At 47.4% G+C, this 22,334-nt stretch carries 16 protein-coding genes and 1 rRNA gene; 9 read left to right on the top strand and 8 right to left on the bottom strand.

Annotated features, from left to right (window positions below; translation table 11 throughout):
- The 5 genes from rrf to FHS60_RS09245 form a co-directional block, all read left to right on the top strand.
- Positions 1 to 89: ribosomal RNA gene (rrf, locus tag FHS60_RS10560) — 5S ribosomal RNA — on the top strand; the annotation flags it as partial.
- Positions 90 to 315: 226 nt separating this feature from the next.
- A complete protein-coding gene (locus tag FHS60_RS09230; RefSeq protein ID WP_183697871.1) occupies positions 316 to 978 on the top strand; it encodes a DUF4923 family protein in 663 nt (220 codons plus the stop codon).
- A gap of 506 nt (positions 979 to 1,484) precedes the next feature.
- Complete coding sequence (locus FHS60_RS09235) at positions 1,485 to 1,790, top strand: hypothetical protein (RefSeq protein ID WP_183697873.1); 306 nt, start codon at positions 1,485 to 1,487, stop codon at positions 1,788 to 1,790.
- A gap of 59 nt (positions 1,791 to 1,849) precedes the next feature.
- Entirely contained in the window at positions 1,850 to 3,544 is a 1,695-nt protein-coding gene (locus FHS60_RS09240) for a DUF262 domain-containing protein (protein ID WP_183697875.1), read from the top strand.
- 11 nt (positions 3,545 to 3,555) lie between these two features.
- A complete protein-coding gene (locus FHS60_RS09245) occupies positions 3,556 to 4,068 on the top strand; it encodes a TIGR00645 family protein (protein WP_183697877.1) in 513 nt (170 codons plus the stop codon).
- Between the two features lie 121 nt (positions 4,069 to 4,189).
- Here the strand turns inward: FHS60_RS09245 and groL are convergent, their stop codons facing one another.
- Both groL and FHS60_RS09255 read right to left on the bottom strand, forming a co-directional pair.
- Positions 4,190 to 5,818 (bottom strand): chaperonin GroEL, encoded by a 1,629-nt coding sequence (gene groL, locus FHS60_RS09250; RefSeq protein ID WP_009348470.1) that lies wholly within the window; start codon positions 5,816 to 5,818, stop codon positions 4,190 to 4,192.
- Positions 5,819 to 5,864: 46 nt separating this feature from the next.
- A complete protein-coding gene (locus tag FHS60_RS09255; protein ID WP_009348469.1) occupies positions 5,865 to 6,140 on the bottom strand; it encodes a co-chaperone GroES in 276 nt (91 codons plus the stop codon).
- Positions 6,141 to 6,720: 580 nt separating this feature from the next.
- Here FHS60_RS09255 and FHS60_RS09260 point away from each other — a divergent pair.
- The 3 genes from FHS60_RS09260 (at position 6,721) to FHS60_RS09270 (ending at position 11,109) form a co-directional block, all read left to right on the top strand.
- Positions 6,721 to 8,256, top strand: coding sequence for a DUF438 domain-containing protein (locus tag FHS60_RS09260; RefSeq protein ID WP_183697879.1), 1,536 nt, complete (start codon positions 6,721 to 6,723; stop codon positions 8,254 to 8,256).
- A gap of 266 nt (positions 8,257 to 8,522) precedes the next feature.
- The gene (tsaE, locus tag FHS60_RS09265; RefSeq protein WP_183697881.1) at positions 8,523 to 8,945 is read left to right on the top strand and encodes a tRNA (adenosine(37)-N6)-threonylcarbamoyltransferase complex ATPase subunit type 1 TsaE; all 423 of its coding nucleotides are present in this window, start codon (positions 8,523 to 8,525) and stop codon (positions 8,943 to 8,945) included.
- Positions 8,946 to 8,979: 34 nt separating this feature from the next.
- Positions 8,980 to 11,109: a family 20 glycosylhydrolase gene (locus tag FHS60_RS09270; RefSeq protein WP_183697883.1), complete on the top strand. Its 2,130-nt coding sequence runs from the start codon at positions 8,980 to 8,982 to the stop codon at positions 11,107 to 11,109.
- 84 nt (positions 11,110 to 11,193) lie between these two features.
- Here FHS60_RS09270 and FHS60_RS09275 read toward each other — a convergent pair whose 3' ends face one another.
- The 3 genes from FHS60_RS09275 to FHS60_RS09285 all read right to left on the bottom strand — a co-directional run bounded on the left by FHS60_RS09275 (position 11,194) and on the right by FHS60_RS09285 (position 14,813).
- A complete protein-coding gene (locus FHS60_RS09275; protein WP_183697885.1) occupies positions 11,194 to 11,856 on the bottom strand; it encodes a BamJ family beta-barrel-assembly machinery protein in 663 nt (220 codons plus the stop codon).
- A 68-nt stretch (positions 11,857 to 11,924) separates the two neighbouring features.
- A complete protein-coding gene (locus FHS60_RS09280; protein ID WP_183697887.1) occupies positions 11,925 to 13,469 on the bottom strand; it encodes a glycine--tRNA ligase in 1,545 nt (514 codons plus the stop codon).
- Between the two features lie 114 nt (positions 13,470 to 13,583).
- Positions 13,584 to 14,813 carry a hypothetical protein gene (locus FHS60_RS09285; RefSeq protein WP_183697889.1) on the bottom strand — a complete coding sequence of 410 codons (1,230 nt, stop codon included), beginning with the start codon at positions 14,811 to 14,813 and terminating at the stop codon, positions 13,584 to 13,586.
- Positions 14,814 to 14,898: 85 nt separating this feature from the next.
- Here FHS60_RS09285 and FHS60_RS09290 point away from each other — a divergent pair, with 85 nt between their 5' ends.
- Positions 14,899 to 16,158, top strand: a complete 1,260-nt coding sequence (locus FHS60_RS09290) for an acyloxyacyl hydrolase (protein ID WP_244957485.1) — start codon at positions 14,899 to 14,901, stop codon at positions 16,156 to 16,158.
- A gap of 204 nt (positions 16,159 to 16,362) precedes the next feature.
- Here the strand turns inward: FHS60_RS09290 and FHS60_RS09295 are convergent, their stop codons facing one another.
- The 3 genes from FHS60_RS09295 to FHS60_RS09305 are packed head-to-tail and all read right to left on the bottom strand — an operon-like array spanning position 16,363 to position 22,279.
- The gene (locus tag FHS60_RS09295; protein WP_183697891.1) at positions 16,363 to 19,326 is read right to left on the bottom strand and encodes a DEAD/DEAH box helicase; all 2,964 of its coding nucleotides are present in this window, start codon (positions 19,324 to 19,326) and stop codon (positions 16,363 to 16,365) included.
- Positions 19,323 to 21,107, bottom strand: a complete 1,785-nt coding sequence (locus tag FHS60_RS09300; protein ID WP_183697894.1) for a phospholipase D family protein — start codon at positions 21,105 to 21,107, stop codon at positions 19,323 to 19,325. Before FHS60_RS09300 ends, FHS60_RS09295 begins: the two co-directional genes overlap by 4 nt.
- A complete protein-coding gene (locus FHS60_RS09305; RefSeq protein WP_183697896.1) occupies positions 21,104 to 22,279 on the bottom strand; it encodes a DUF6361 family protein in 1,176 nt (391 codons plus the stop codon). Before FHS60_RS09305 ends, FHS60_RS09300 begins: the two co-directional genes overlap by 4 nt.
- Positions 22,280 to 22,334: the final 55 nt, after the last annotated feature.

Here is a 22,334-nt window from a genome sequence, read left to right on the forward strand (position 1 = left end):
TCCACCTCTTACCATTCCGAACAGAGAAGTTAAGCCCGGTCGCGCCGATGGTACTGTCCACAAGACGGGAGAGTAGGTCGCCGCCTTTTTTAATAAGAGAGACTCCTATCAGAGTAATAATCTGATGGGAGTCTTTTTTTTGTATGCTTTGTGAGAGAGACATTCTGGGGGCTTTTCTGTAGAGTCCTTGAAGTTCTTGAAGAACATTCTTTTAATTATTCGAAAAAACAAGAGAAGAGTAAAGTTTTAGTTTGGTGAGCTGTTTTAGTCTGTGTAAATTTGCAGGCACTAAACAAGATAAAGATTTAAGATAAAATGAAGAGAAATGTATTTTTGGCAGCGGCGGTGGTTGCTGCTGGTCTCACTCTGACATCCTGTGGGACAACGGGTAATGCTTCGCTTTCTAATGTCCTTGGTGGAACGACAACTACTGCGGCTAATAATCAAAAGAGCGAGAGCACTACCAGTTTGTTTGGTAATATCCTCAGTTCTTTTTTAGGCTCTAAGACGATCACGGAAGAGGATCTGTATGGCACTTGGAAGTACACGAGCACCGATTGTGTTTTTGAAACGGAGAACCTCTTGAAGAAAGCCGGTGGCGCAGTGGCAGCTAATAAAATTGAAAGCGAAATCAATGAACAGTTGAGTAAGGTTGGTATTAAACCAGGAGTTTGTACGTTCACTTTTAATAAGGACAAGACGTTTAAGGCCAGTGTTGGCGGTCGCAATCTCAGTGGTACTTACGCTCTTGATAGCAAAAATAAAACGATCAAGTTTACCACGCTCTTAGGCCTTGGCTCTATGAGTGCAAACGTAGCTAAGAGCAATGGCAAAATCAGTTTACTGTTTGATAGCGATCGCCTTCTCAAACTTGCCGCCCTTCTCGGTTCAGCCTCTGGGAATACTACCCTCTCCACGCTTTCTAAGCTCGCAGGAAGTTACGATGGTATGAAGCTCGGTCTCCAAATGGAGAAGTAAAAGATACCGTTATATCTGTATAAAAGAACAAGGAAGAAGTCCATGTCGACTCCGTTCCTTGTTCTTTTTTGTTGATAACTTGTTAAACTTCAAACAAAAAGAGTAAATGGATATCTACATCAATAGTGCTGCAGGTTCATCCTTTTCCTTGTTTCTGAAGGATTTCTTTTAGTTTTGTATCAAATATTTTAGTTTTCTTTGGTATATTGAAAGAAAAAAATATCTTTGCGATGTGAGCGTATTATCTGCTCATATATTTTGGTAAAAGAGGCGTTATGCCCTATTCTTGTATGCTCGAAGCCTGAGAAACTTAAAGCAATAATAGACAAGAAAGGTCGTAATGGTCTCCACGCATATAGCGTGGGGCTGTTATTCCCACATCTGTCTATTAAGGTTTTCTCAGGGCCTGAGCATTAGGACGTGGAGCATACAGTTCCACGCTTCTTGTATATTAACCTATTAAATAAAACGGTCCATAGGAATTGTACGACCTAAAGAAATCTATTATGGCTATTTCAATGATTGAACCCCGTAGTTCTTGGTATGACATTATCAACGAACAGGGGAAAAAGGTAAAAACATTATCGCAAACTATTGGTGAAGTGGTGGGTTATGGTCCACACTTCTTTATAGTTAGACGTAGCTCTTGGTACGACCTCTACGATGAAAGTGGCAAAAAGTACAAAACGCTAAGTGAGACAATTGGTATTGTTGTCAGTGTTACAGGCGACACTTTCGTTGTGCGGCGTAGCTCATGGCTAGACACCTATGATCGCTTTGGGAAGAAGATAAACACACGTTCTGCACGTTAAATCCATTCTTTAGCCTCCAATTCATAATTTTGAATTGGAGGATAAAATAAAACATCATTATGGAATCATCAACAAACATATCAACACTGTTGGCAGGAAAGTCAATTAGTGTGCCTAACTATCAACGAGCTTATTCCTGGGATACAGATCTCTCAAACAAAAGCCCAAAACAAGTCAACACATTCCTGTCAGACATACAAGATTATGTAAACAGCCACTCCTCTACAGCATACTATTTCGGTCACTTTCTTTTTGAGGAGAAAGGAGAAAACAAGTATGCTATTATAGATGGACAACAACGATTGACAACAACCGTTATATTTCTGTCTGCCCTCTATAAACGATTGAAAGAGATTAGAAGCATTGTAAAGGTAGAAGATTTCGATGATGACTTGTATATAGCCTATTGTAACACCATTAAACAGAGAAGTAAATATCGCTTTTCAACAGTGGATTATGACAATCAGATGTTCCGTGACTATATCATAGACCAAACGTCCACTGATCGTAGTGAAATAGACACTCTTTCAAAAGCGAGAATTGCGGATGCATTTGATTATTTTAAAGCACGCCTCGCAGACATCGAAGAGAAAGATCTCTTAGCTCTTCTCAACGCCATCACCCATGCTGCATGCACTACGCATGTGGTAAAGGATGCCGCCGAGGCTGTACAGATGTTTATCTTTCAAAACAATCGTGGGAAGAAACCTACCAAATTGGAAATCATTAAGGCTCAGTTTATGTATCATATACATTTACATGCGCCAGCTGAAGAAACAGAATCTATATTGGCAGACACAACAGAAAGATTTGAGCATATCTATAAATCAATTAGTCTAATAGAGAACTATCTCGATGAAGATAATATTCTGAATTATACCGTCAAGATTTATAGAAATAATTTGGACGATATCAGTTCCACAGACTTCGTAAATGAAAATTTAAATAAAGCCGATAGTATTGCTTTTATACGTGACTTCACACGTTTATTGGCTTCTTGCTTTACCCAAGCAGCTAAATTCCTCCAGCAAGAAAGAGAAAATATGGTCTATCATGCTTTGTTGGTGTCGGCAGACAAAGGTATCATGTTCCCATTTGTCATTAAAGCCATGCGTAATGGTATGGAACAAGATGGACTAAACCTATTGGCAAAATCTCTGGAACAAATATTCTTGCGCAATCGTATTATCGGTACTCGTGCTAATTTACTGTGGCGTCTCAATAAATGCTATCAGGAAATGGGATCTAATGCCATGACGGTTGTCAATCATATTGAATGGATGAAAAATCGAAATGATTGGTGGGGATATTGGAATAATGAAGAGCTTGCTCGTTGCCTCAATATGGGGATGAATCATCAAACCGCAAAGTTTCTCTTATGGAAATACGAAAACTATCTGATAGCCAGCGGAAAGTCTGGTTATAGTCCTGTCAGATATGACAGCATTGAGACTCCACACCTCGAGCACATCGCACCACAAACCGAAAATAAAGAAGCTGATAATGGTTATTGCCCTTATGATGAAGACTTCTATAACCGATATTTGGAGTGTTTGGGCAATTACTTGCTTCTGTCTGGCAGTCATAATATGTCATTGAGCAATGGCAGATTTCAGATAAAGCGTGAAAGCTATACACACTTACAACAGCAGTTGGAAGTTCAGCGAATGACGGCGCAAGACCAACTTTGGGATAAAGATAAAATCCGCCAGCGTCACACAAAGATCGTTGATTACTTAATGCAAATACTTTAAATATAAATTTTATGGGGAATAAATTGGAAAAGGCTATTGAATGGTGTATCTTTCAAAGTCGATGGCTTCAAGTTCCTGTGTATCTTGGTATGTGCGTAGTGATGGGAATGTATTCTTACGTTTTTTGTAAAGAAGTCGTACATAGCTTGATATATATAGGGACTTTCACAGAAGAAACCATGCTTATGCTTGCCATAGGTATTGTGGATGTTTCTATGGTTTTGAATCTAATCATTGTGTGCGTAATTGGTGGATACTGGTCGTTTGTTAGCAGATTGGAGATTATTGAGAAGGACAAGGACTGTAATCAGTTTGGTTATCTTGGTAAGATAAATCCAAATGCATTAAAGCACAAGTTGATGATATCGCTCATCAGTATTTCTGCCGTCCATTTGTTGGAAACATTTGTAGCCGAGAATATCGACACACAACACACGATTATGCAAATCAGTATTCATATCGTATTTGTTTTGTCTGCTTTGGGTATTACATACATGGATAAAATAGGGCATACACAACATTAAATCGAGATAGGATATGAATATTTAAGTGAAGGAAAATATCTATGAAACTAAAAGGGATAGTTACTATCGTGTAACTATCCCTTGCTTTTATCTTTCTTCGCTATGAAGCGATAGGGTTGGCTTACATCATGCCGCCCATGCCGGGAGCGGGCATTGCGGGAGCAGGATTTTCTTCCTTCTTGTCGCAGATGACACACTCGGTGGTGAGGAACATACCAGCAACAGAAGCAGCGTTTTCAAGTGCAACGCGAGCCACCTTTGCAGGGTCAACAACACCAGCAGCGCGGAGGTCTTCGTACTTCTCAGTCTTGGCGTTGTAGCCATAGTTGCCCTCGCCCTCGCGAACGTTGTTTACAACCACAGCACCCTCGATGCCAGCATTATAGCAAATCTGGCGGAGCGGTTCTTCAATAGCGCGGCGGATGATAGCGATACCCGTCTGTTCGTCCTGGTTGTCGCCTTTCAGATCATCAAGAGCCTTCTGTGCGCGGATGTAGCTCACGCCGCCACCCGTCACGATGCCTTCCTCGATAGCTGCACGCGTAGCGCAGAGCGCATCGTCGCAGCGGTCCTTCTTCTCCTTCTGTTCAGTTTCAGAAGCAGCACCCACCTCGAGTACGCAAACGCCACCGCTCAGTTTTGCAAGGCGTTCCTGGAGTTTCTCCTTGTCGTAAGAAGAAGTGCTGTTCGCAATCTCGTTCTTGATTTGGTTGATACGATCCTGAATCAGGTTCTTCTGACCAGCACCGTTCACGATGGTCGTGTTCTCCTTAGAGATGGTCACCTTATCGGCAGAACCGAGCATTTCGAGCGTAGTCTGTTCGAGCTTCAAGCCCTTCTCTTCGCTCACAACAACGCCACCCGTCAGCACAGCGATGTCCTCCAGCATGGCCTTGCGGCGATCGCCGAAGCCAGGAGCTTTCACAGCGCAAATCTTCAAGCTACCACGCAGGCGGTTTACTACGAGCGTAGTCAGCGCCTCGCTGTCCACATCCTCAGCAATAACGAGGAGAGGACGGCCGCTTTGTGCTGCTGGTTCGAGCACGGGGAGGAAATCCTTCAAGTTAGAAATCTTCTTATCGTAGATGAGAATGTACGGCTTCTCCATGTCGCACTGCATCTTTTCAGAATCAGTCACGAAGTAGGGAGAGAGGTAACCGCGGTCGAACTGCATACCTTCCACAGTCTTGAGTACCGTGTCGCGACCCTTTGCATCCTCAATGGTGATAACACCATTCACGCTGACAGCGCGCATACCATCGGCAATGAGCTTACCAATTTCGGCATCGTTGTTAGCAGAGATGCTTGCCACTTGCTCAATCTTCTCGTAGCTTTCGCCCACTTGTTCAGCCTGTGCCTTGATACCTTCTACCACTTTTGCCACAGCCTTGTCCATACCGCGCTTCAGATCGAGCGGGTTAGCACCAGCTGCCACATTTCTCATACCCTCAGTCAGGATGGCCTGCGTCAGGACGGTAGCAGTAGTAGTACCATCGCCGGCATCGTCGCCCGTCTTGCTCGCAACGCTCTTCACGAGCTGTGCGCCAGCATTCTCGAAACTGTCTTCCAGTTCGATTTCTTTTGCCACTGTAACGCCATCTTTCGTGATGCGCGGAGCACCGAATTTTTTGTCGATTACCACATTGCGACCTTTAGGGCCGAGAGTTACTTTCACTGCGTTTGCCAAAGCGTTAGCACCTTCGCGGAGCGCTTCGCGCGCATCCACATTGTATCTGATATCTTTTGCCATGATAAATCTTTATTTTGAAATGTATAATGTTAGTTCTTGAAAACGATTATTTCACTACTGCCAAAACGTCACTCTGACGCATGATGAGGAAATTTTCGCCGTCCAGTTCCACTTCCGTACCGCTATATTTTCCATAGAGTACCTTATCGCCCACTTTCAGAACCATTTCCTCGTCTTTTGTGCCTTGCCCAACGGCCAGCACCTTACCTTCGATGGGACGTTCTTTCTTTGCGGTGTCGGGGATGATAATGCCACCGGCTGTTTTCTCTTCAGCCTCTTGTGGCTGCACCAGAACTCTGTCTGCTAATGGTTGAATGTTCATAATACTTGTATTTTAGTTTTGATTATTTACGTATTTGTTTGCGATAATGCCTTTATACTAAAAGCGTGCCAAACATGGAAAACTAAAGTGCAAAATAAGGAAAACAAGAGAGAAACTATCTCCTGAATCATCAGATAGGTGGTATTTATCAGCAAACAGCGCGTCCTGTCCCATAAGTCTATCCCCCTCGTAAATATCCTTATTGTGTCAGCTGACGCAATAAGGAAGCCAGCCGACACAATAAGGCTGTCAGCTGACAACCTTATTGTATTTTTGAGCGTATATAAGTGGCTTAAAATCAGTCTTGTAGCAGCTTATTGGTGGATAGGAGAGCGTGGGGGAGGTGACCGCATGAATCTTTATACATTGTGGGCGAGGGTAGTGTGATATAAGGCAAATTATGGACTGAAAAATCCTTTTTCTGGAAAGGCGTAATTCCTGTGTTTTGTAGCGAATGTTGGGTGTAAGAATGAGTAGGATGATATTTTGTGTACAGATAATCTTTATTCCTCCATCAGTATAGGGCTTTTTTCTTATTTGATTTATGCTTATTTTTGCAAATAATAAAATTGAATACGATATGGACAATAGAATGAAAGATTACCTTCCACCTATGGATACAGAAAAGCTCAATGCGCTTTTCGAGATAGAAAATGCCTTCAAAGCTGGTAAACTGTCGGCTGCCGAAGCCCAACAGCAGATCAAAGAACGTGTGGGAAAAGTTAGTGCCTATCATGTGGCCTACATAGAACAAACGATGACGGAAGAAAGCAGCGATGAATGTATCCGTGAGGATGTGCATTCCGTGATAGATATGCTGGGCGATGCCATCGACAATAGTTTGCCCAATCTTCCTGCCGACCACCCCATTATGCACTATCTCAAAGAGAATGAGGAAATGAAGCGTTTGCTCTTGGCGGTGGAGGATTTGGTGCAATATCCCATGATTAAAAACCAATGGTTAGAACTCTACGAGAAAATCAGTCAATACCCCTTACACTACAAGCGCAAGCAAAATCAGCTCTACCCCGTGCTTGAGCAGAAAGGTTTTACCCGCCCCACGACCACGATGTGGACTTTCGACGATATGGTGCGCGATGAAATCAGAGAAGCCGAACGCCTGCTGCGCGAGGACAATGAGGACGCTTTCATCAAGCAGCAAGAACGCGTGCTGCTATATGCGCGCGATTTGATGCAGAAGGAAGAATTCATCCTCTATCCCACATCTCTCGCTCTCATCAGCGCCGAAGAATTTGAAGACATGAAGAGTGGCGATCAGGAAATCGGCTTTGCCTTCTTCGAGGTGGAGCATACCGCTACCGAAGTGAAGCCGCAAGTTGCCCCCGCTGCTCAGAACGATTTTGCCAACGACCTGCAAGCCCTGCTCGCTAAGTATGGTTATGCTGACAAAGGCAACAACATCCTGGACGTTGCAACGGGAAAACTCACCCTGGAGCAGGTGAATCTGATCTACAAGCACCTGCCCATCGACATCTCCTTTGTGGACGAGAACGAACTCGTTTGTTTCTATTCCGACACTGACCACCGCATTTTCCCGCGTAGTAAGAACGTCATCGGGCGCGAAGTGATGAATTGCCATCCGCGCAAGAGTGCCCACATCGTTCGCGAAGTGATCGACAAACTCAGAAGTGGCGAACAGGACAAGGCCGAATTCTGGATCAATAAGCCGGGATTGTTCATCTATATTATATATGTGGCTGTGCGCGACAAGGAGGGCAACTTCCGTGGTGTGCTCGAAATGATGCAGGATTGCACACACATCCGCGCTTTGGAAGGTTCGCAAACGCTGCTCACCTGGAGCAATGGCGATGCCCCAGCAGCTGCCGAAGCACCCACCCAAGTTGAGACGGAACAAACCGAAGTTGCCGAAACGCAAGCCGTGACGGAAATCACGCCACAAACTCGCTTGAAGGATCTGCTGGCGCAATATCCCGCGCTCAAAAGTCGTTTGCCCGAATTGGATTCCAAATTCAAAATGCTCAATACGCCGCTTGGTCGGCTCATGATAGGAAAGGTGGATGTACAAGCCATGAGCGACCGTACTGGTATGCCGCTCGAACAGCTCATCGAAGGGATAAAGAAACTCATTCGCTAAATGTTCGTAAGAAATCATATTATAAACTTCTTCCGCCTATGGACGTGCCTCCCCGCATCTCCATAGGCGTTTTTCTTCTTCCTCGTTGGTCTGACGCAGCAAGGCTTCAGACAAACGCCGTGATACTCCTGTCCGTTGGCTGTCCCGATGGGGGCGTCTCCAATCCGTTGCGCCAAAGCCTTTCCAGGGAGCTAATCCGCAGCGGGGATACTTTCTTATTTTGTAGTTTTATGCTATCTTCGCCGAAAATGACAAAATAGCGCAATATGACAACAATACAAATCACTTCGCTGGAGAGTATGCCGCAAGCAGTCCAGCAGTTTATCGCCGCCATGGCAGGTCGCAAAGTCTTTGCCTTTTATGGAAAAATGGGGGCGGGAAAAACTACGTTTATCAAAGAACTTTGCAAAGCGCTTGGCACGGACGATGAGGTGAATTCTCCCACCTTCGCCATCGTCAATGAGTATGCCACGCCGCAAGGGCCTATCTTCCACTTCGACTTCTATCGCATCAAGAAGGAAGAAGAGGTCTACGACATCGGCTATGAGGACTATGTTTATTCGGGCAACCTTTGTTTCATGGAATGGCCCGAACTCATTGAAAATATGCTCCCCGAGGATGCCGTGCGCGTCAATATCGTGGAAAACGAGGACGGTACTCGCACGCTGACGATGAACGACCCGCAATAAAACAGTATTATTTCAAATCAGTAACACCATAAGGATGAAAACACTTTCCGCCTTTTTTGTGGCCTTACTCATGGGTTTACCCGTCAGTGCGCAGAACTTCCGCCAGCTGCGCGATGTGAAGGTGAACGAAACCTCCCTCGATCTTTCTAAAACCGACTGCACGGTGATTCCCCGCAACGCTATGCACTCGCGCCACCGGCTGCGATCGCTCGTTTTGCCGCAGCAGCTCGACTCTGTGGGTAGCCAAGCCTTCTTTGCCTGCAAGGGCATCGGTGGGCGCTTGCGTTTCCCCGCCACTACCCGCGTGGTAGAGGCTTCAGCGTTCAACGGTTGCAGCAAGTTGCGCGAACTCTCCTTTGAGGGAACTACGCGCCTCGCTCCCTTTGCTTTTGCCAATTGCAGCGGCCTCCGCACTGTGCGCCTCTCGGCCCTTGTGCCACCCATTTGCGCCGACAATGCCTTCGACGGTATCGACCTCCGCCGCGTGGAACTCATTGTTCCGGAGCGGGCTCGCAAGGACTACCGCCGCGCGCCAGGCTGGCGACATTTCTTTGCAAAAAAGGAAATGGCAAACGTGTGCCGCCCAGAGGAAATTCTCGTACCCCAACCGCTCACGCTGAAGGTGTTCCCTGAAGAAACCTTTGAGGAAGCAGCGGAGAGCGGCGACAAGCGGAAACGCATCCGCCATCGTCCCCTCCGTTGGGCCGATGTGATTGGCGTGGCAGCCCCTCAAGAATTGAACAACGAAAAGCTGCAAGCCGAGCGCATACTCGCAGAGCGCACGGCCTATATGAAAGTGCGCCGCAAGACAGGGCCGACCATTCAGCTCCAACTCGACTCCTCTCTCCCCAACGATGAAGCCTATACTTTGGACATTTCCAAGAAAGGCGTAGTGCTCAAAGGCAAGACAGCCGCCGGTGTGTTCCGCGGACTGATGACGCTCGAGCAGCTCTGCATCGGTAACGGAACAGGTGCGCGCTCTGAGAAAATCCCCGCCTTGCACATTGCTGACCAACCACGCACACCGATCCGCGAATTGATGGTCGACCCTGTGCGCCATTTCATTCCCTTTGCCGACTTGAAGGCCTTTGTCGTGGAAATGGCTCGCTATAAATACAATGCGCTGCACCTCCATTTGGTGGACGATCAAGGCTGGCGCATCGAAATCAAGAAGTATCCGCAGCTCACGCAGAAAGCCTCCGACCGTGTGGGCATGGATGATATGCCCGAGCGCATCAGTGGTTTCTACACCCAGGCACAGATGCGCGAACTCGTCCGCTTCGCCGCGCAGTATCACGTTATGATTATCCCCGAGATAGAACTACCAGGACATGAGGTGGCTGCCGTCCATTGTTTCCCGCAACTGTCGTGTGCCAAGAAGCCCGTACCCATTCGCTTGACGTGTGGCGTGAGCAACGAATTGCTCTGCCCCGCCGAACCCTTTGTTTATGAGTTTCTCGACAATGTCCTTACGGAGTTGGCCGATGTTTTCCCAGCTCCTTATGTCCATCTGGGAGGCGACGAAGCCGGTCAGCCACCTTTGGGTGCATGGAGCGATTGCCCCGCTTGTCAGGAGCTGAAGCGCAAAGAAGGATTTACGGAAAACTGGCAGTTGCAGCAGTATCTCTTCGACCGCGTCATCGACCGACTCAAGGCGCTGAAGAAGACGCCGATGTATTGGTACGAACAAGAATTCAAAACAATACAACCTGGTTGCGTTGTTTATGCTTGGCGTCATGGTCTGACAAAGATGGCCATCGATGCAGCCGTGCGCAACAAAGCTCAAATCATGCTCTGTCCTGGCGAACACTGCTACCTCGACTATCCGCAGCAGCGCGGCGATATGCCGGAGGTGAACTGGGGAATGCCCGTCACGACGCTTCAGCAGACTTACCGCCTCGATCCCGCATGGGGACAGGACAGCACCTTTGTGCGTCAGAACCTGCTCGGCGTTAGTGGCACACTTTGGAGCGAATGTATCAACTCCACGGAGCGTATCTACTATCAAGCCTTCCCCCGCGCCGCCGCCTTGGCCGAAGCTGGTTGGAGCTATCCTTCGCGCCGCAACTACACCGATTTCCTCCGCCGCCTCCGTCCCCTCACCGACGACCAGCAGCGTCGCGGAATTGCCGTGAATCTGTCGGAAGGACTTAAGGAAAAATAAAGCTGAATAGGGCGTTTTTCAATACAACAATAGCCGCAGTAAATGAAATTACTGCGGCTATTATTATGTGTATATGCGTTAGCATCAGAGCTTTGTTCCTACGCGGGCATAAGCTTTGAGTTCTACATCGAAGCGGAGCATGGAGTAGGCCGGAATACCGGAGCTACCGAGCAGGTTGTTAGAACCATAAGCCAAATCGCTGGGGATATAGATGCGCCAGCGGTCGCCGATGTGCATGTGTTGCAGAGCCGTTTGCATGCCTGAAATCTGCTTGCTCACGAGGAAGTGGCGCGGAGCTGAATGGGTTGTGCTGAAAATATCCTCTTCATTGATTGTCTGACCAGAATGGTCGATGAGTTTCCCCGAGGGATAGCTGGCCGAAGGGATGAGGCGCACCATATAGTTCATGCTGACGGAGTCAGTATAGAGCGGGCAACCGCTGCCAGTTCCCTGCTTCACAATCTCCACGCAGATAGAGTCGTTGATGGAAGCTTTTGTATTGTCCGTATAGCCGAAGTAGCGATAGATGCGATAGTTGCAGTGGGCTTCCCAATCGGAACCATACTGCGCCTTAGCCGTAGCGATGGCCGCTTTGGCTTGTTTCATGTGTTCGGCAAAGGCAGCTGTGTTCTGTCCTTTCCAGTTGTTGGCGAAATCGTCGTTTTCGGAATTGAGATGTTCCGAGCAAGAGGCGAAGGTCAGCACCAAGGCTGCTGCCGTCAGTAGGATTTTGAAAAGATTTTTCATAATGCTGATTGTCGAAGGAAATTATCTGTCCCACTCCTCACTGGATGAGAAGCGGGACAGTGTTGTTATTATTGCAATTTTTTGAGAAGGCCAGTGATGGTTACTTTGTCTTCGATGAGCGAACGAAGCTCGCTGATGGGCACGCGCTCCTGCTTCATCGTGTCGCGGTCGCGAAGCGTTACGCAGTTGTCAGTCAGCGTTTCGTGGTCGATGGTGATACAGTACGGCGTACCGATAGCATCTTGTCGGCGATAGCGCTTACCGATGGTGTCCTTTTCTTCGTATTTGCAGTTGAAGTGGAACTTCAAATCGTTCATGATCTCACGCGCCTTTTCGGGCAGACCGTCTTTCTTGATGAGCGGCAATACGGCCAGCTTCACTGGAGCAAGGGCAGCGGGCAGTTTGAGCACTGTGCGCGTCTCGCCATTCTCGAGCTGCTCTTCCTGGTAGGCATGGCACATCACCGAGAGGTACATACGGTCCACACCGATACTTGTTTCGATGACGTACGGCGTGTAACTTTCTTTCGTTTCAGGATCAAAGTATTTGATACTCTTTCCGCTGAATTTCTCGTGTTGCGTGAGGTCATAGTTTGTACGGCTGTGGATACCTTCTACCTCTTTGAATCCGAACGGCATCTTAAACTCGATGTCGGTGGCTGCATTGGCGTAGAAAGCGAGTTTCTCGTGGTCGTGGAAGCGATAGTTTTCCGCACCGAAGCCCAAAGCCTGGTGCCATTTCATACGCATCTCTTTCCAGCTTTTGAACCAGTCGATCTCGGTTCCAGGCTTCACGAAGAACTGCATCTCCATTTGCTCGAATTCGCGCATGCGGAAGATGAACTGACGAGCAACGATTTCGTTGCGGAAAGCCTTACCGATTTGGGCGATACCAAAAGGCACTTTCATGCGGCCTGTCTTCTGCACGTTGAGATAGTTGACAAAGATACCCTGTGCCGTTTCGGGGCGGAGATAGATGTCGCTTGCGCCCTCAGCCGTAGAGCCCATGGATGTTTTGAACATTAGGTTGAACTGGCGCACATCAGTCCAGTTGCGCGTGCCGCTAATGGGGTCGACGATTTCCTCGTCGAGAATGATTTGTTTGATAGCTTGCAGGTCGTTGCCGTTCATGGCATCTTTGTAGCGCTGCTCAAGGGCATCGCGCTTTGCTTGATTTTCGAGAACGCGCTCGCTTGTCTCGCGGTATTTCGCCTCATCGAAACTATCGCCAAAACGTTTGCGTGCTTTGGCTACCTCTTTCTCTATCTTCTCTTCGTATTTGGCAATCTGATCCTCAATGAGAACATCGGCGCGATAGCGTTTCTTCGAGTCGCGGTTGTCGATGAGGGGATCATTGAAAGCGTCCACGTGGCCGCTGGCTTTCCAGATAGTGGGGTGCATGAAGATGGCGCTGTCGATTCCCACAATGTTGTCGTGGAGCAACACCATGCTTTGCCACCAATACTGCTTGATATTGTTTTTCAGCTCCACACCGTTCTGACCGTAGTCATATACAGCGCCGAGTCCGTCGTAGAGTTCGGAGGAGGGGAATACGAAACCATATTCCTTACAATGAGATACTATTTTCTTGAAAACGTCTTCTTGTTGAGCCATGATAGCTATTTAATTGATTGATAATTGTGCGCAAAGATACCATAAGCCCCTCGGAAAGCAAAGCAATTAAAGAATTTTGTGGGTCTTTTGGGCGGAGGGGAATAAGGCGATGGCTCATTGCCTCGCCAGCATTTGGCGCACAAAGAGCTTCACTTGTTCCCAATCGTAGTAGGGAGCAGTGTCGGACGGGATAGGGATGCGGGCTTCGCGCTCGTTGAGTAACACCTTCACAAGTATGCGCGGATTTTTCCGGGAGCGGTAGAACACGAGTTGCAAGTTCGCACCCAGCGGAAAGAGCTGATAGCTACGCCAATGAGTGGCCACCTCCTCCGAAGTGGGGGCTTGTAGCGAGCATCCGTTGAGGTTGAGCGCTTCGCAGAGGCGCAGCAGATTCTCTTCGTTGCCAAAGCAGAGCATCGCGCTCGGCTGCTGACAGTCAAAACTCTTTTGGGCTTGTTGCTCGATGCGGCTCATGAGCAGTTCCGTCATTTCCTTGCCTGCATCGAAGCGAGGGGTGCGCGTATATTTCCGGAAGATACTGTAGTTGTCGTCCCGCCAGTAGGCGTAGCATTCGTCTCGCGTGAAGATGCGGAAAAGGTTGAGATGGCAGTCCAAGCTCTGGATATTGGCCGCTAGCAAGAAGAGCTGTTGAAAGAGAGAGCTGGGCTCAATGTGTTGGCGGATGTAGATCGTGTCGTTGAAAAGGCTACCCATCAGCCGATAGGGATTAACGGAGGACAGCTCCGTTGTGTGGGCACTGATGAGGCCTGAAAACCAGCTGTGACTGGCGATGTCGGTGGAGAATTGCAGGCGCGGATTGAGTGCTAATAATTGTGAGCATTCGCTTTGCATAGATTGCTGACAATGGAGCGAAGGCGTTGAAACCACCTCTATGGTTTTGGTTTGGCTGAATATCTCTTTGTGCCGATAGAACATGCGGCGCGCGATGCCGCGATGCTGCTCGATGCCGGCACGCGTGATTTCGCCGTAGTGACCTCGTGCCATTGCAGCGAGCGAATCCACCTCTGCCAGCACCTCTCGGCCCAACGCTGTCAGTTTTCCCGCCGCTCGCGCCCGCTGCAAGGTTTGGCGCGGCCGCTCATAGTCCGTTTCCTGCATCAGATAGCGCGAACCGTTGCGCGCAAAGAGTTGGAGCGCAACGGGGTTATAGCCTCGTGGCGTAGGTGTGTATTTCTCATAACGTGGCGACTTATAGACATATAAGCTCCCTGCCGCGCGATAGAGATCGGCGTAAATTTCCTGCCGCGCATCCATGGGAGGGGCATCAAGCCACGGCCAGAGCAGGACAGAGAGCAAGGTTGTCAACAAGTTCAATAGCATCATGTTGCGCAAGATACGTGTTTATTTTCGTTGGGTCAAAACTTTTCCTAAAATAATTTCTATCTTGCGGTTTCAAAACTCCAACACTTTGAAAATTCTATCTCTCCTTTTCTCCCTTTTCTCCCTCTGCACCTTGGCTCAAACCTCGGTGCCAACGTTCCGTCCCGATAGTGCCCACCTGGGCGTGGCACTGGAAGTGATGCCCGGCCGTGTGCTCAAAATCGACCCTTACGAGCGGATGTGGCTACATGGAAACAAGAACATCAGCGTAGGGCTGGCTCTGAACTATCGCACGCGCCCCGAGGATGCCGACTCCTTTGCGGTGGACTACAACTTCCCGACTTTCTCCGTGGGTTTGCTTTGGGGCAATTACCACAATGTGACGATGCACAAAGAGGCTGCGCCTGATTGGGGACTGGCCGTACCTGTCGGTTATGTGTCGCGGATGGGGCAGGTGTGGACGCTTTATGGAGGTTTCTCGCGCCCTTTGCTCCGCAGCTCCCATTGGGAAGTGGGCTACACTCTCAATTTCGGTGTTGGCATAGCTTCGCGTTTCTACAATCGGCATAATAATGTTGACAACGAACTCTTGGGGAGTCGCTGGAATATTTATTTCGGTGCCGGATTTCACGCTTCCTATTGGTTCTCGCCGCATTGGGCGATGCAGTTGGGCGTAGAATTTCGCCACCACAGTAATGGCGCGCTCGATCGTCCCAATAAGGGGGAAAACACCGTGGGGTCAAGTCTTTCCCTCATCTATTATCCTTCAGCTCCTGCTGAAGATCTCCGACTGCAGCAGGCAGGGAAAGGGGCGTTGCACTCCTTTGCTCGCCGCTCCTATTGGGGCGTGCAGTTGGGTGTAGGCGGAAAATCTCTCTTGGAGGATTGGCTCAAAACACAATATAATACGCCTCCGTCGCACCCCGACTATCGCACGGGACATTTCCGTATCTATCCCACTTATAGTATGCAATTCAATTTCATGTACCGCTATGCGCGGCGCTGGGCAAGTGGCATTGGGCTTGATTTGAACTATGCGCAGGCGGCGCACCATATTGCTACGCTCGATCGTGCAGCAGGTGTTCAGTTGCCCCATTCCCCGTGGTCGGTGGGACTTGCCGCGCGTCATGAAGTTTTCTATCATCATCTCTCCTTAGCTATGTCCTTAGGCGTGTATCTCCACCGCCAAATGGGGCAGGAAGCTAAATGGGAGGAAAAGCCCTACTATGAGCGCATCGGTCTGCGCTACCACTTCCCGCGCTGGAAAGGTTTCTATCTCGGCGGCGATGTGAAAGCCCATCTCACCAAGGCCGATTTCACCGAATTTATTATAGGTATGGAGTTCTGAAAACTTTGTCTGCATCTTGTTCTGAAGGAGCAGAAAAGATGCGATAAAGCACAGCGTAAATATCCTTATTGCGTTTGAAAATACAATAAGGCTGTCAGCTGACATCCTTATTGTGTCAGCTGACGCAATAAGGATATTTTTTGCTTCGATAGATTGGAGTGTTTGTGGCTTATAATCAGCTGTTTGCGTGTTAGAGATGATGGGCTACATTCGCTTCTGCTTGTTGTAAGGGCATAAATCAATGGTGAGTTCCTTGAGTTGCTCCTCTGATAGGTGCATATTTTCCAATAGGTTTAAGAGTTCCTCTTGGCGGGGTTGCCCCAGTGTCATGCGATACAAGGCGAGCACTTTGATGAGGCGTTGGAATTTGTATCTGTCGCGACTGAGCGGATAGAGCGGCACTATTCGTTCGATCTCTTCGAGCTTTTCGCGCTGTTTGCTGGTTAATTGCTCCGTCGGTAAGCACCAGTAGGGCACAATGTCGGAAAAAGAGCCTTTCAATTCGGCATATCCCATAGCGAAGAGTTCGTCCCAAGTGTGGAAAGTTTCATTGCTGTATAGCTTTGCCACATTTCTGCGGATGGCTAAACATTTGTAGCGGTTGATGCGGCCTTCGCGCTGTTCGAGGTCAACAGGGTTTGAGGGAAGATTCCAATGCACTATCTTGCGAGCGTACCAATGGAAGTCCAATCCTTCTTGCCCAATGGACGTGCTGGAGAGGACGAAGGGACGGAAAGGCGAGTTGAAAGCCATGCGAATGTTTTTGGAGCGCGCCACGGATTTGTCTGTGATGGTCTTGTCGATAAACGGAATGGCAAAGTGGCAGCGCATCTGTTGTTTTTTCTCCTCCTTGCCCAATGAGTTCTTGGTGTCGATGCTCAGATTGCTGGTGCCGATGATCGAATCAGTGATGCTTTCGCCCAAGAAGTTGGTTTCTACCATGTGGGCATACTCATCAAGCACAGCTTGCAAGTTGCCCACGGCGCAGTAATCGAGTACGGACTCGTAGTAGTCCTCCTCGCTTTTTTTGCTGTATAAAACATCAATGATGGCAGCACTTTCGGGTTTGTTGAAAACCGAAATAACGGCTTTCGCCACCCGTTGGGCGTCGTCTTTATTATTTGATTGTCGGTAGGCGCAGACAGCCGGCGAGGCGATGGCAATATTTGTCAGAACATCAAAGGCGTTGAGCGGTATGTAGAGATTGGTCACGTCTTCGGGTGTCTCCCCATCGAGAATTTTCATGATAGAGAGAATGATTCTGGCATTGTTTCGCCCACGCTGTGGCAGAGAACGGAGCAGTTCGTGTTCAACCAATTTTTGTTGAATCCTTTGCTTGATTTCTTTTCGAATGGTGGAAAGTTCTTCGCCGTAGAAATCGGCAGGGGAGAAGACAGAAGCCAGTGTTTGGCAAGGATATTCTAAAAGACTATCGGCCTTCAAACGATTCTCACCATAACGATTCTTCTTCTGGGCGGTATAACGTATTTGCTTATCGCTTTCTCTCAATTTTCCAAAGGTGTAAAGCTCTTCGTAGTAGGAAAGCATCACGGAAATCATTCTGGGTACCATTTCCCAGGAGGAAAAGAGCAGGACTTTGGAGAAACTTTTGGCTTCGTCAGTCTCAAAAAGTCCTCCCGCTTTGTAGTAGGGATAGGAAGCCGGAACCCACAACAAGAATTGTGTTTTCTTTTCGCCGTGTGCTCCGAAAATGAGGTCGTGGAGATATTTCAGTTTGCCGCTGCCAGCTTTTATAGGCCTATATTTGTTGATGGCCGACTTGGAGAGCAGCAGCGTATCCATCTTGTGATGTTTTTTTGCATCAGATTGTTGTAGAGCCTTCACTATTTTCTCCTTCAGTTTGTATTTGTCGATGAAGGAAAGCAAATATGGCGAAGATTTGATGTACTCCATCGGAACATTTCCCAGACGAGTGTTAGGATTCTCTTCTGAGAGGCAATCCATCAGCTTTTGGCATTCAGCAAAGGAAAGAATGTCCTCAGGAAGAACCTGCACATCTTTCACCTGATCATCATTGATGATGCCTCTATTGAAACGCTCCGTGCGGCACATAACACTGTATAGTTGTTCTTCTGCTGAGTTTTTTGCAGCTATAAGCGGTTGCAAATTGACCACATCGGTTCGTTTTAGCGTGGCAGAATAGTTTTGCCAAATTAGCTGAAACTGGTTTGTCTTGTCTTTGGTAGCAAAGAGGAAATCCATCACTTTCAGGAAGTCGTTATAATGCTCGTCCTTGCCGTCAGTGTTGAGTTCTTCGAGTGTAGAATAAGGTTTGTAGGGAGTGGCCGAAAGCAGCAGAATCTTCGTGTTGGAGCGTTTGTCGTCGAAGAACTTGTTTGCCAGCATAGATTGTTCGTCCTCGCCTTGTTCCAGGAGCGAGTTGAAGCGTTGAAACTCATCCATCACAACCAAATCGGGATCGAGCATATCAATGCTAATCTCTGCAAAAATGCGGCGCAGCGTGTTGATGATGGAAGAGCGTTGTTGATAGTCGCAACCATTTTGGGCGAACTCCAAGAGTTGGTTCGCCGTTTCGTTGGAGAGCTTTGTTTGTAGTTTTTTATGGATCTCTTGTAGATAGTCCTCTCCACATTGTTGGATGGAGGAGTTGTAGCTATTGATAAGTTCTTGCCAATGTTTTACGCCACAACTGAGAAATTTCTGCACTTCACTTTTATGGACAGTAAAGCAATCCATCCGGCACAAGATATTACAAATCAAAGCGCGTTCTTTGGCTATGCCTTGCGCACTATAGAAGCGGAAAGAGGTGGAGGGTGTGAGCGGAATGATGGATTCGGGCATATTCCCCTCGTCCTGTTGCTGAGCAATGCGCTTTTCGGCTAACTTGATGTGGAGGTGCTGCATAGAAAGCCGGCTATCGCTGATGCTCATGCAGTTGTCAATGCCTAATTTCTTTATGTTTTGGTCGGCTATGTTTGCATTAGAACAGATATAGACCACTTTGAAGAAATCATCGTTCATCTCCTTGTGCCACTCTCTCACCAGCTGGATGACCTGTCGGGCAACAAAGGTTTTGCCCAATCCCACTTCATCGGCCAACAACACACGGCGATGCCCCAATTTTTTATAGATGTGGAGAATGCGTTCGGCAGTGGCGCGCTGGAAATCTTTTATGTCTTGGCTCATAAGCGTTTGATCTGTTTGAGAACTTTTTCGAACGTGTCGTACATCTCTTTGAAATTCTCTGGGCGCACGTTTTCTTCTGCTTTATCGAGGAGTTGCCGAATGGCAGCGATACGGTCGGGGTTGGTGTAGGATTTTCTAACCATATCTTCATAGAGAGAAGTGCAGATTATTTGTTCCAAGGAGGAAGCTTTGTCGCTGTCGTTTTCTTTTTCCAACAGCTGAGTCTCCACGATGTATTGTTCTATGTCGTCGGTGAGCATGAAGGAAAGATAGTTGATAAACTTTGTCTTGGTGTTGATAATAGAGCGGAAAATAGCCTTGTCTCGTTCTTCTGTTGGCATTCTTTCTGTTGGAATCTTTATCACACGGCGTAAGTCACCAGTTTGGATGACATAGAACTCGGTGAGCATAGCCAGCTCCAAATCTGTAAATACCATTCCATCAGCTAAGTTTGATTCTATCCCTTCGCAGCCTAATGGATAGAGTGAAAGGGACTGTTTGGGGAGTTGGCTTTGGCAGCAGTGAATGGTGATGGAGTAAAGAGATTCGCATAAATTGACTTCTGCTTTTTGTATGGCAGCAATGGCAGTGCGCAGTACCATTTCGTTGGGTACGTCTTCCTTAGTTATATCATCTTCAGGGATTGCTACCACCTCTTCAAACATACATTCATCGCTGTCGTTGATAAGTTCGCTGCGAAACTTATCGTAAGATGTTTTATAGGGAGAAAACTGCAATTGGAGTAAGAATTCAACATTGCGCCCAAAACCATTTGTTGTGGCATTGGTAGAACCAAGATAGAGGCGGTTATAGCTTTGGTTGCCTTCTTGAGAGCGAATGAAATACACTTTTTCGTGTAAGTCTACTATCACATCTTTTTCCACTTTGTCCGTTAGCACCTCCTTTGGAGCATAGACGCCATGGTTGAACATTTGCATCATTTCTGGCTTGATGGAAGAGTGTCTTGTGATCAAAGTCTTTTTTGCATTGGGAGTACAGCTCACCATTTTCTGGAGTATGTTGTGGTCTACAAAAGGAGATATGATGAGCATCTCTGCCGCATGCTTCAAGATGTTTTGCTCTAAGCATTCTGTGGTTCCATCGTGCTGGGAGATACCCATAGGAAAGAAGTTATAATCTTCAAAAGGAGAGTTCTCTAAATTGAATCTTTCGATGTAACGAATGTCTTCGCAAATGGCTTTTATTTTCTTCTCCATCGTAGGGCCATCGACTTCAGCGATGAGCCATGTGAGGAAGTCGGCAAGTGGGGCGTGTTTTTCCTGTGCCTTCTCAGTGGCAGGTTCCGTTTCGATTTTTCCAACCATTTCGCACACTACATCCAAATCGTGCGAACAGGTTAGATTGCGCGAGAGTACTACCAGCTTAATTTGCTTTTCGCCCGTTTCGGGATTTGTTTCTTTGATGACCCACAGTTTCGGGTGGAAGTTGATGTAGCCATGACCATTAGCGGGCAATGTCACTTGCACAACGCTGCGCTCCAGGAGTGAGTATAATTTGGAGTTGGCTGGTGGTACTGCAATGCACCCTGCATTACAGAACACAGCAAATTTATCCGCGGAGCGGTTGATGGTTTCTAAAATGAAGTGTGGTGAGCGCATGGTGTCCTCGGTCAAGTCTACCATGGTTCCCAACATGAAGGGAACCGAAAGCAGCGTAGGCATATCCAGACTATAAGTGGTACAGATTGCATAATCCACTACAAAGCCATCGCTCTGCATCACTTCGGTATAGACAATATCATTCCATAAAGTATCCGTCATGGTTTTGTGTCTTTTCTTAGTTCATCCGCAAAAACTTTTACTGTTTCCCATCGATAGGAAAGTTTGTAAAAGTGGATGCGTTTTTTCGGGTTGTAGGTGTAAGCAGGATTTTCTATTTTTCGGCGCGATTTCTTGACGTCCTTCTCACGCTTGATAATGAGTTGGTCCAAGGCGCCTCCCACTTGCGTGTCGTTGGCAAAGAGTTGTTCCGTAATGTTTTTGCAAAATCTCTTACTGCTATTCTCACTGATGGTTATAGCATTTAGAACCTTGTCGATATCTGTGCCGCTATTGCGAAATTCCGCGAGCTTCTCCTCAAAGAGCGTGCGCAATTCTTCGTCTTGATATTGAGAGAAAATATAGTTGTAGCGAATATGTATCATGTACATAAAGTCGGCGAAGCGCCTTGCTAAGTCTTGAGTTTCTGCTAAATCTGCGGGAAGAAGAGCGGGTGGGATTTGCTCAAAAGTTTCAGCTATCGGGAAATCTGGATTGTCCACAATGTAGCGCAACAAAGAGTTTTTGCACTCTTTGGCATTAAGAATATGGTCGACAATAAAAGCTTTATCCTCCGCAGTGAGGTCTAAAGAACACCGCTGCGTGAAATCATAATCAACATTGGGGAAGGAGCAGAACTGAAAGAAATTGGGCTTTTCTCCCGTGTCATTATTCGTATCTTCATCCTCGCTCTTGATAGCTTTTGGTTCATTGTGAAGAGCTTTTGAAGCCGAATAGATAAGCTCGTGCAACTGCGGGCTGCGTAGGATTTCAAAAGTTTGCAATCCCGAATTGTAGATGTATGCAGGATCGTATTTCACATAGCTGTTCGAATTCTTATTGATCATATCGCTCCCCGTAATGCCCCGTTTGTCTGTGCTCCCTTCATATAGGTTTTTGGTCATAATTCGCTCCAGTCGTACTATCTCTGCTTTCACTTCATTGGGGCGATTGTAGCGTTTCTCCGTAGCTTTGCGATAGAGCTGCGGCATGAGCGAAAAGTATTTTATATGTTTTTGCAGGGTGGATACACCTGGAAACATCTTGTCGGCAAAAGCTTCTCGAATACGCCCAATACCCAGTTCCTCAAGTGCGACAGACTCCGAAGTCATCTTCAAAACTTGCAATACCCGAGCCTGTTCTTCTTTGTTGCTGTGTATATATCCTAGTTTCATTGTGTTTTTCGTAGTAGTGTTTTAAAAAACACCTCAAATCTTTTCTTTCGGGGCG

Source organism: Alloprevotella rava (assembly GCF_014195585.1).
Classification (GTDB): domain Bacteria; phylum Bacteroidota; class Bacteroidia; order Bacteroidales; family Bacteroidaceae; genus Alloprevotella; species Alloprevotella rava.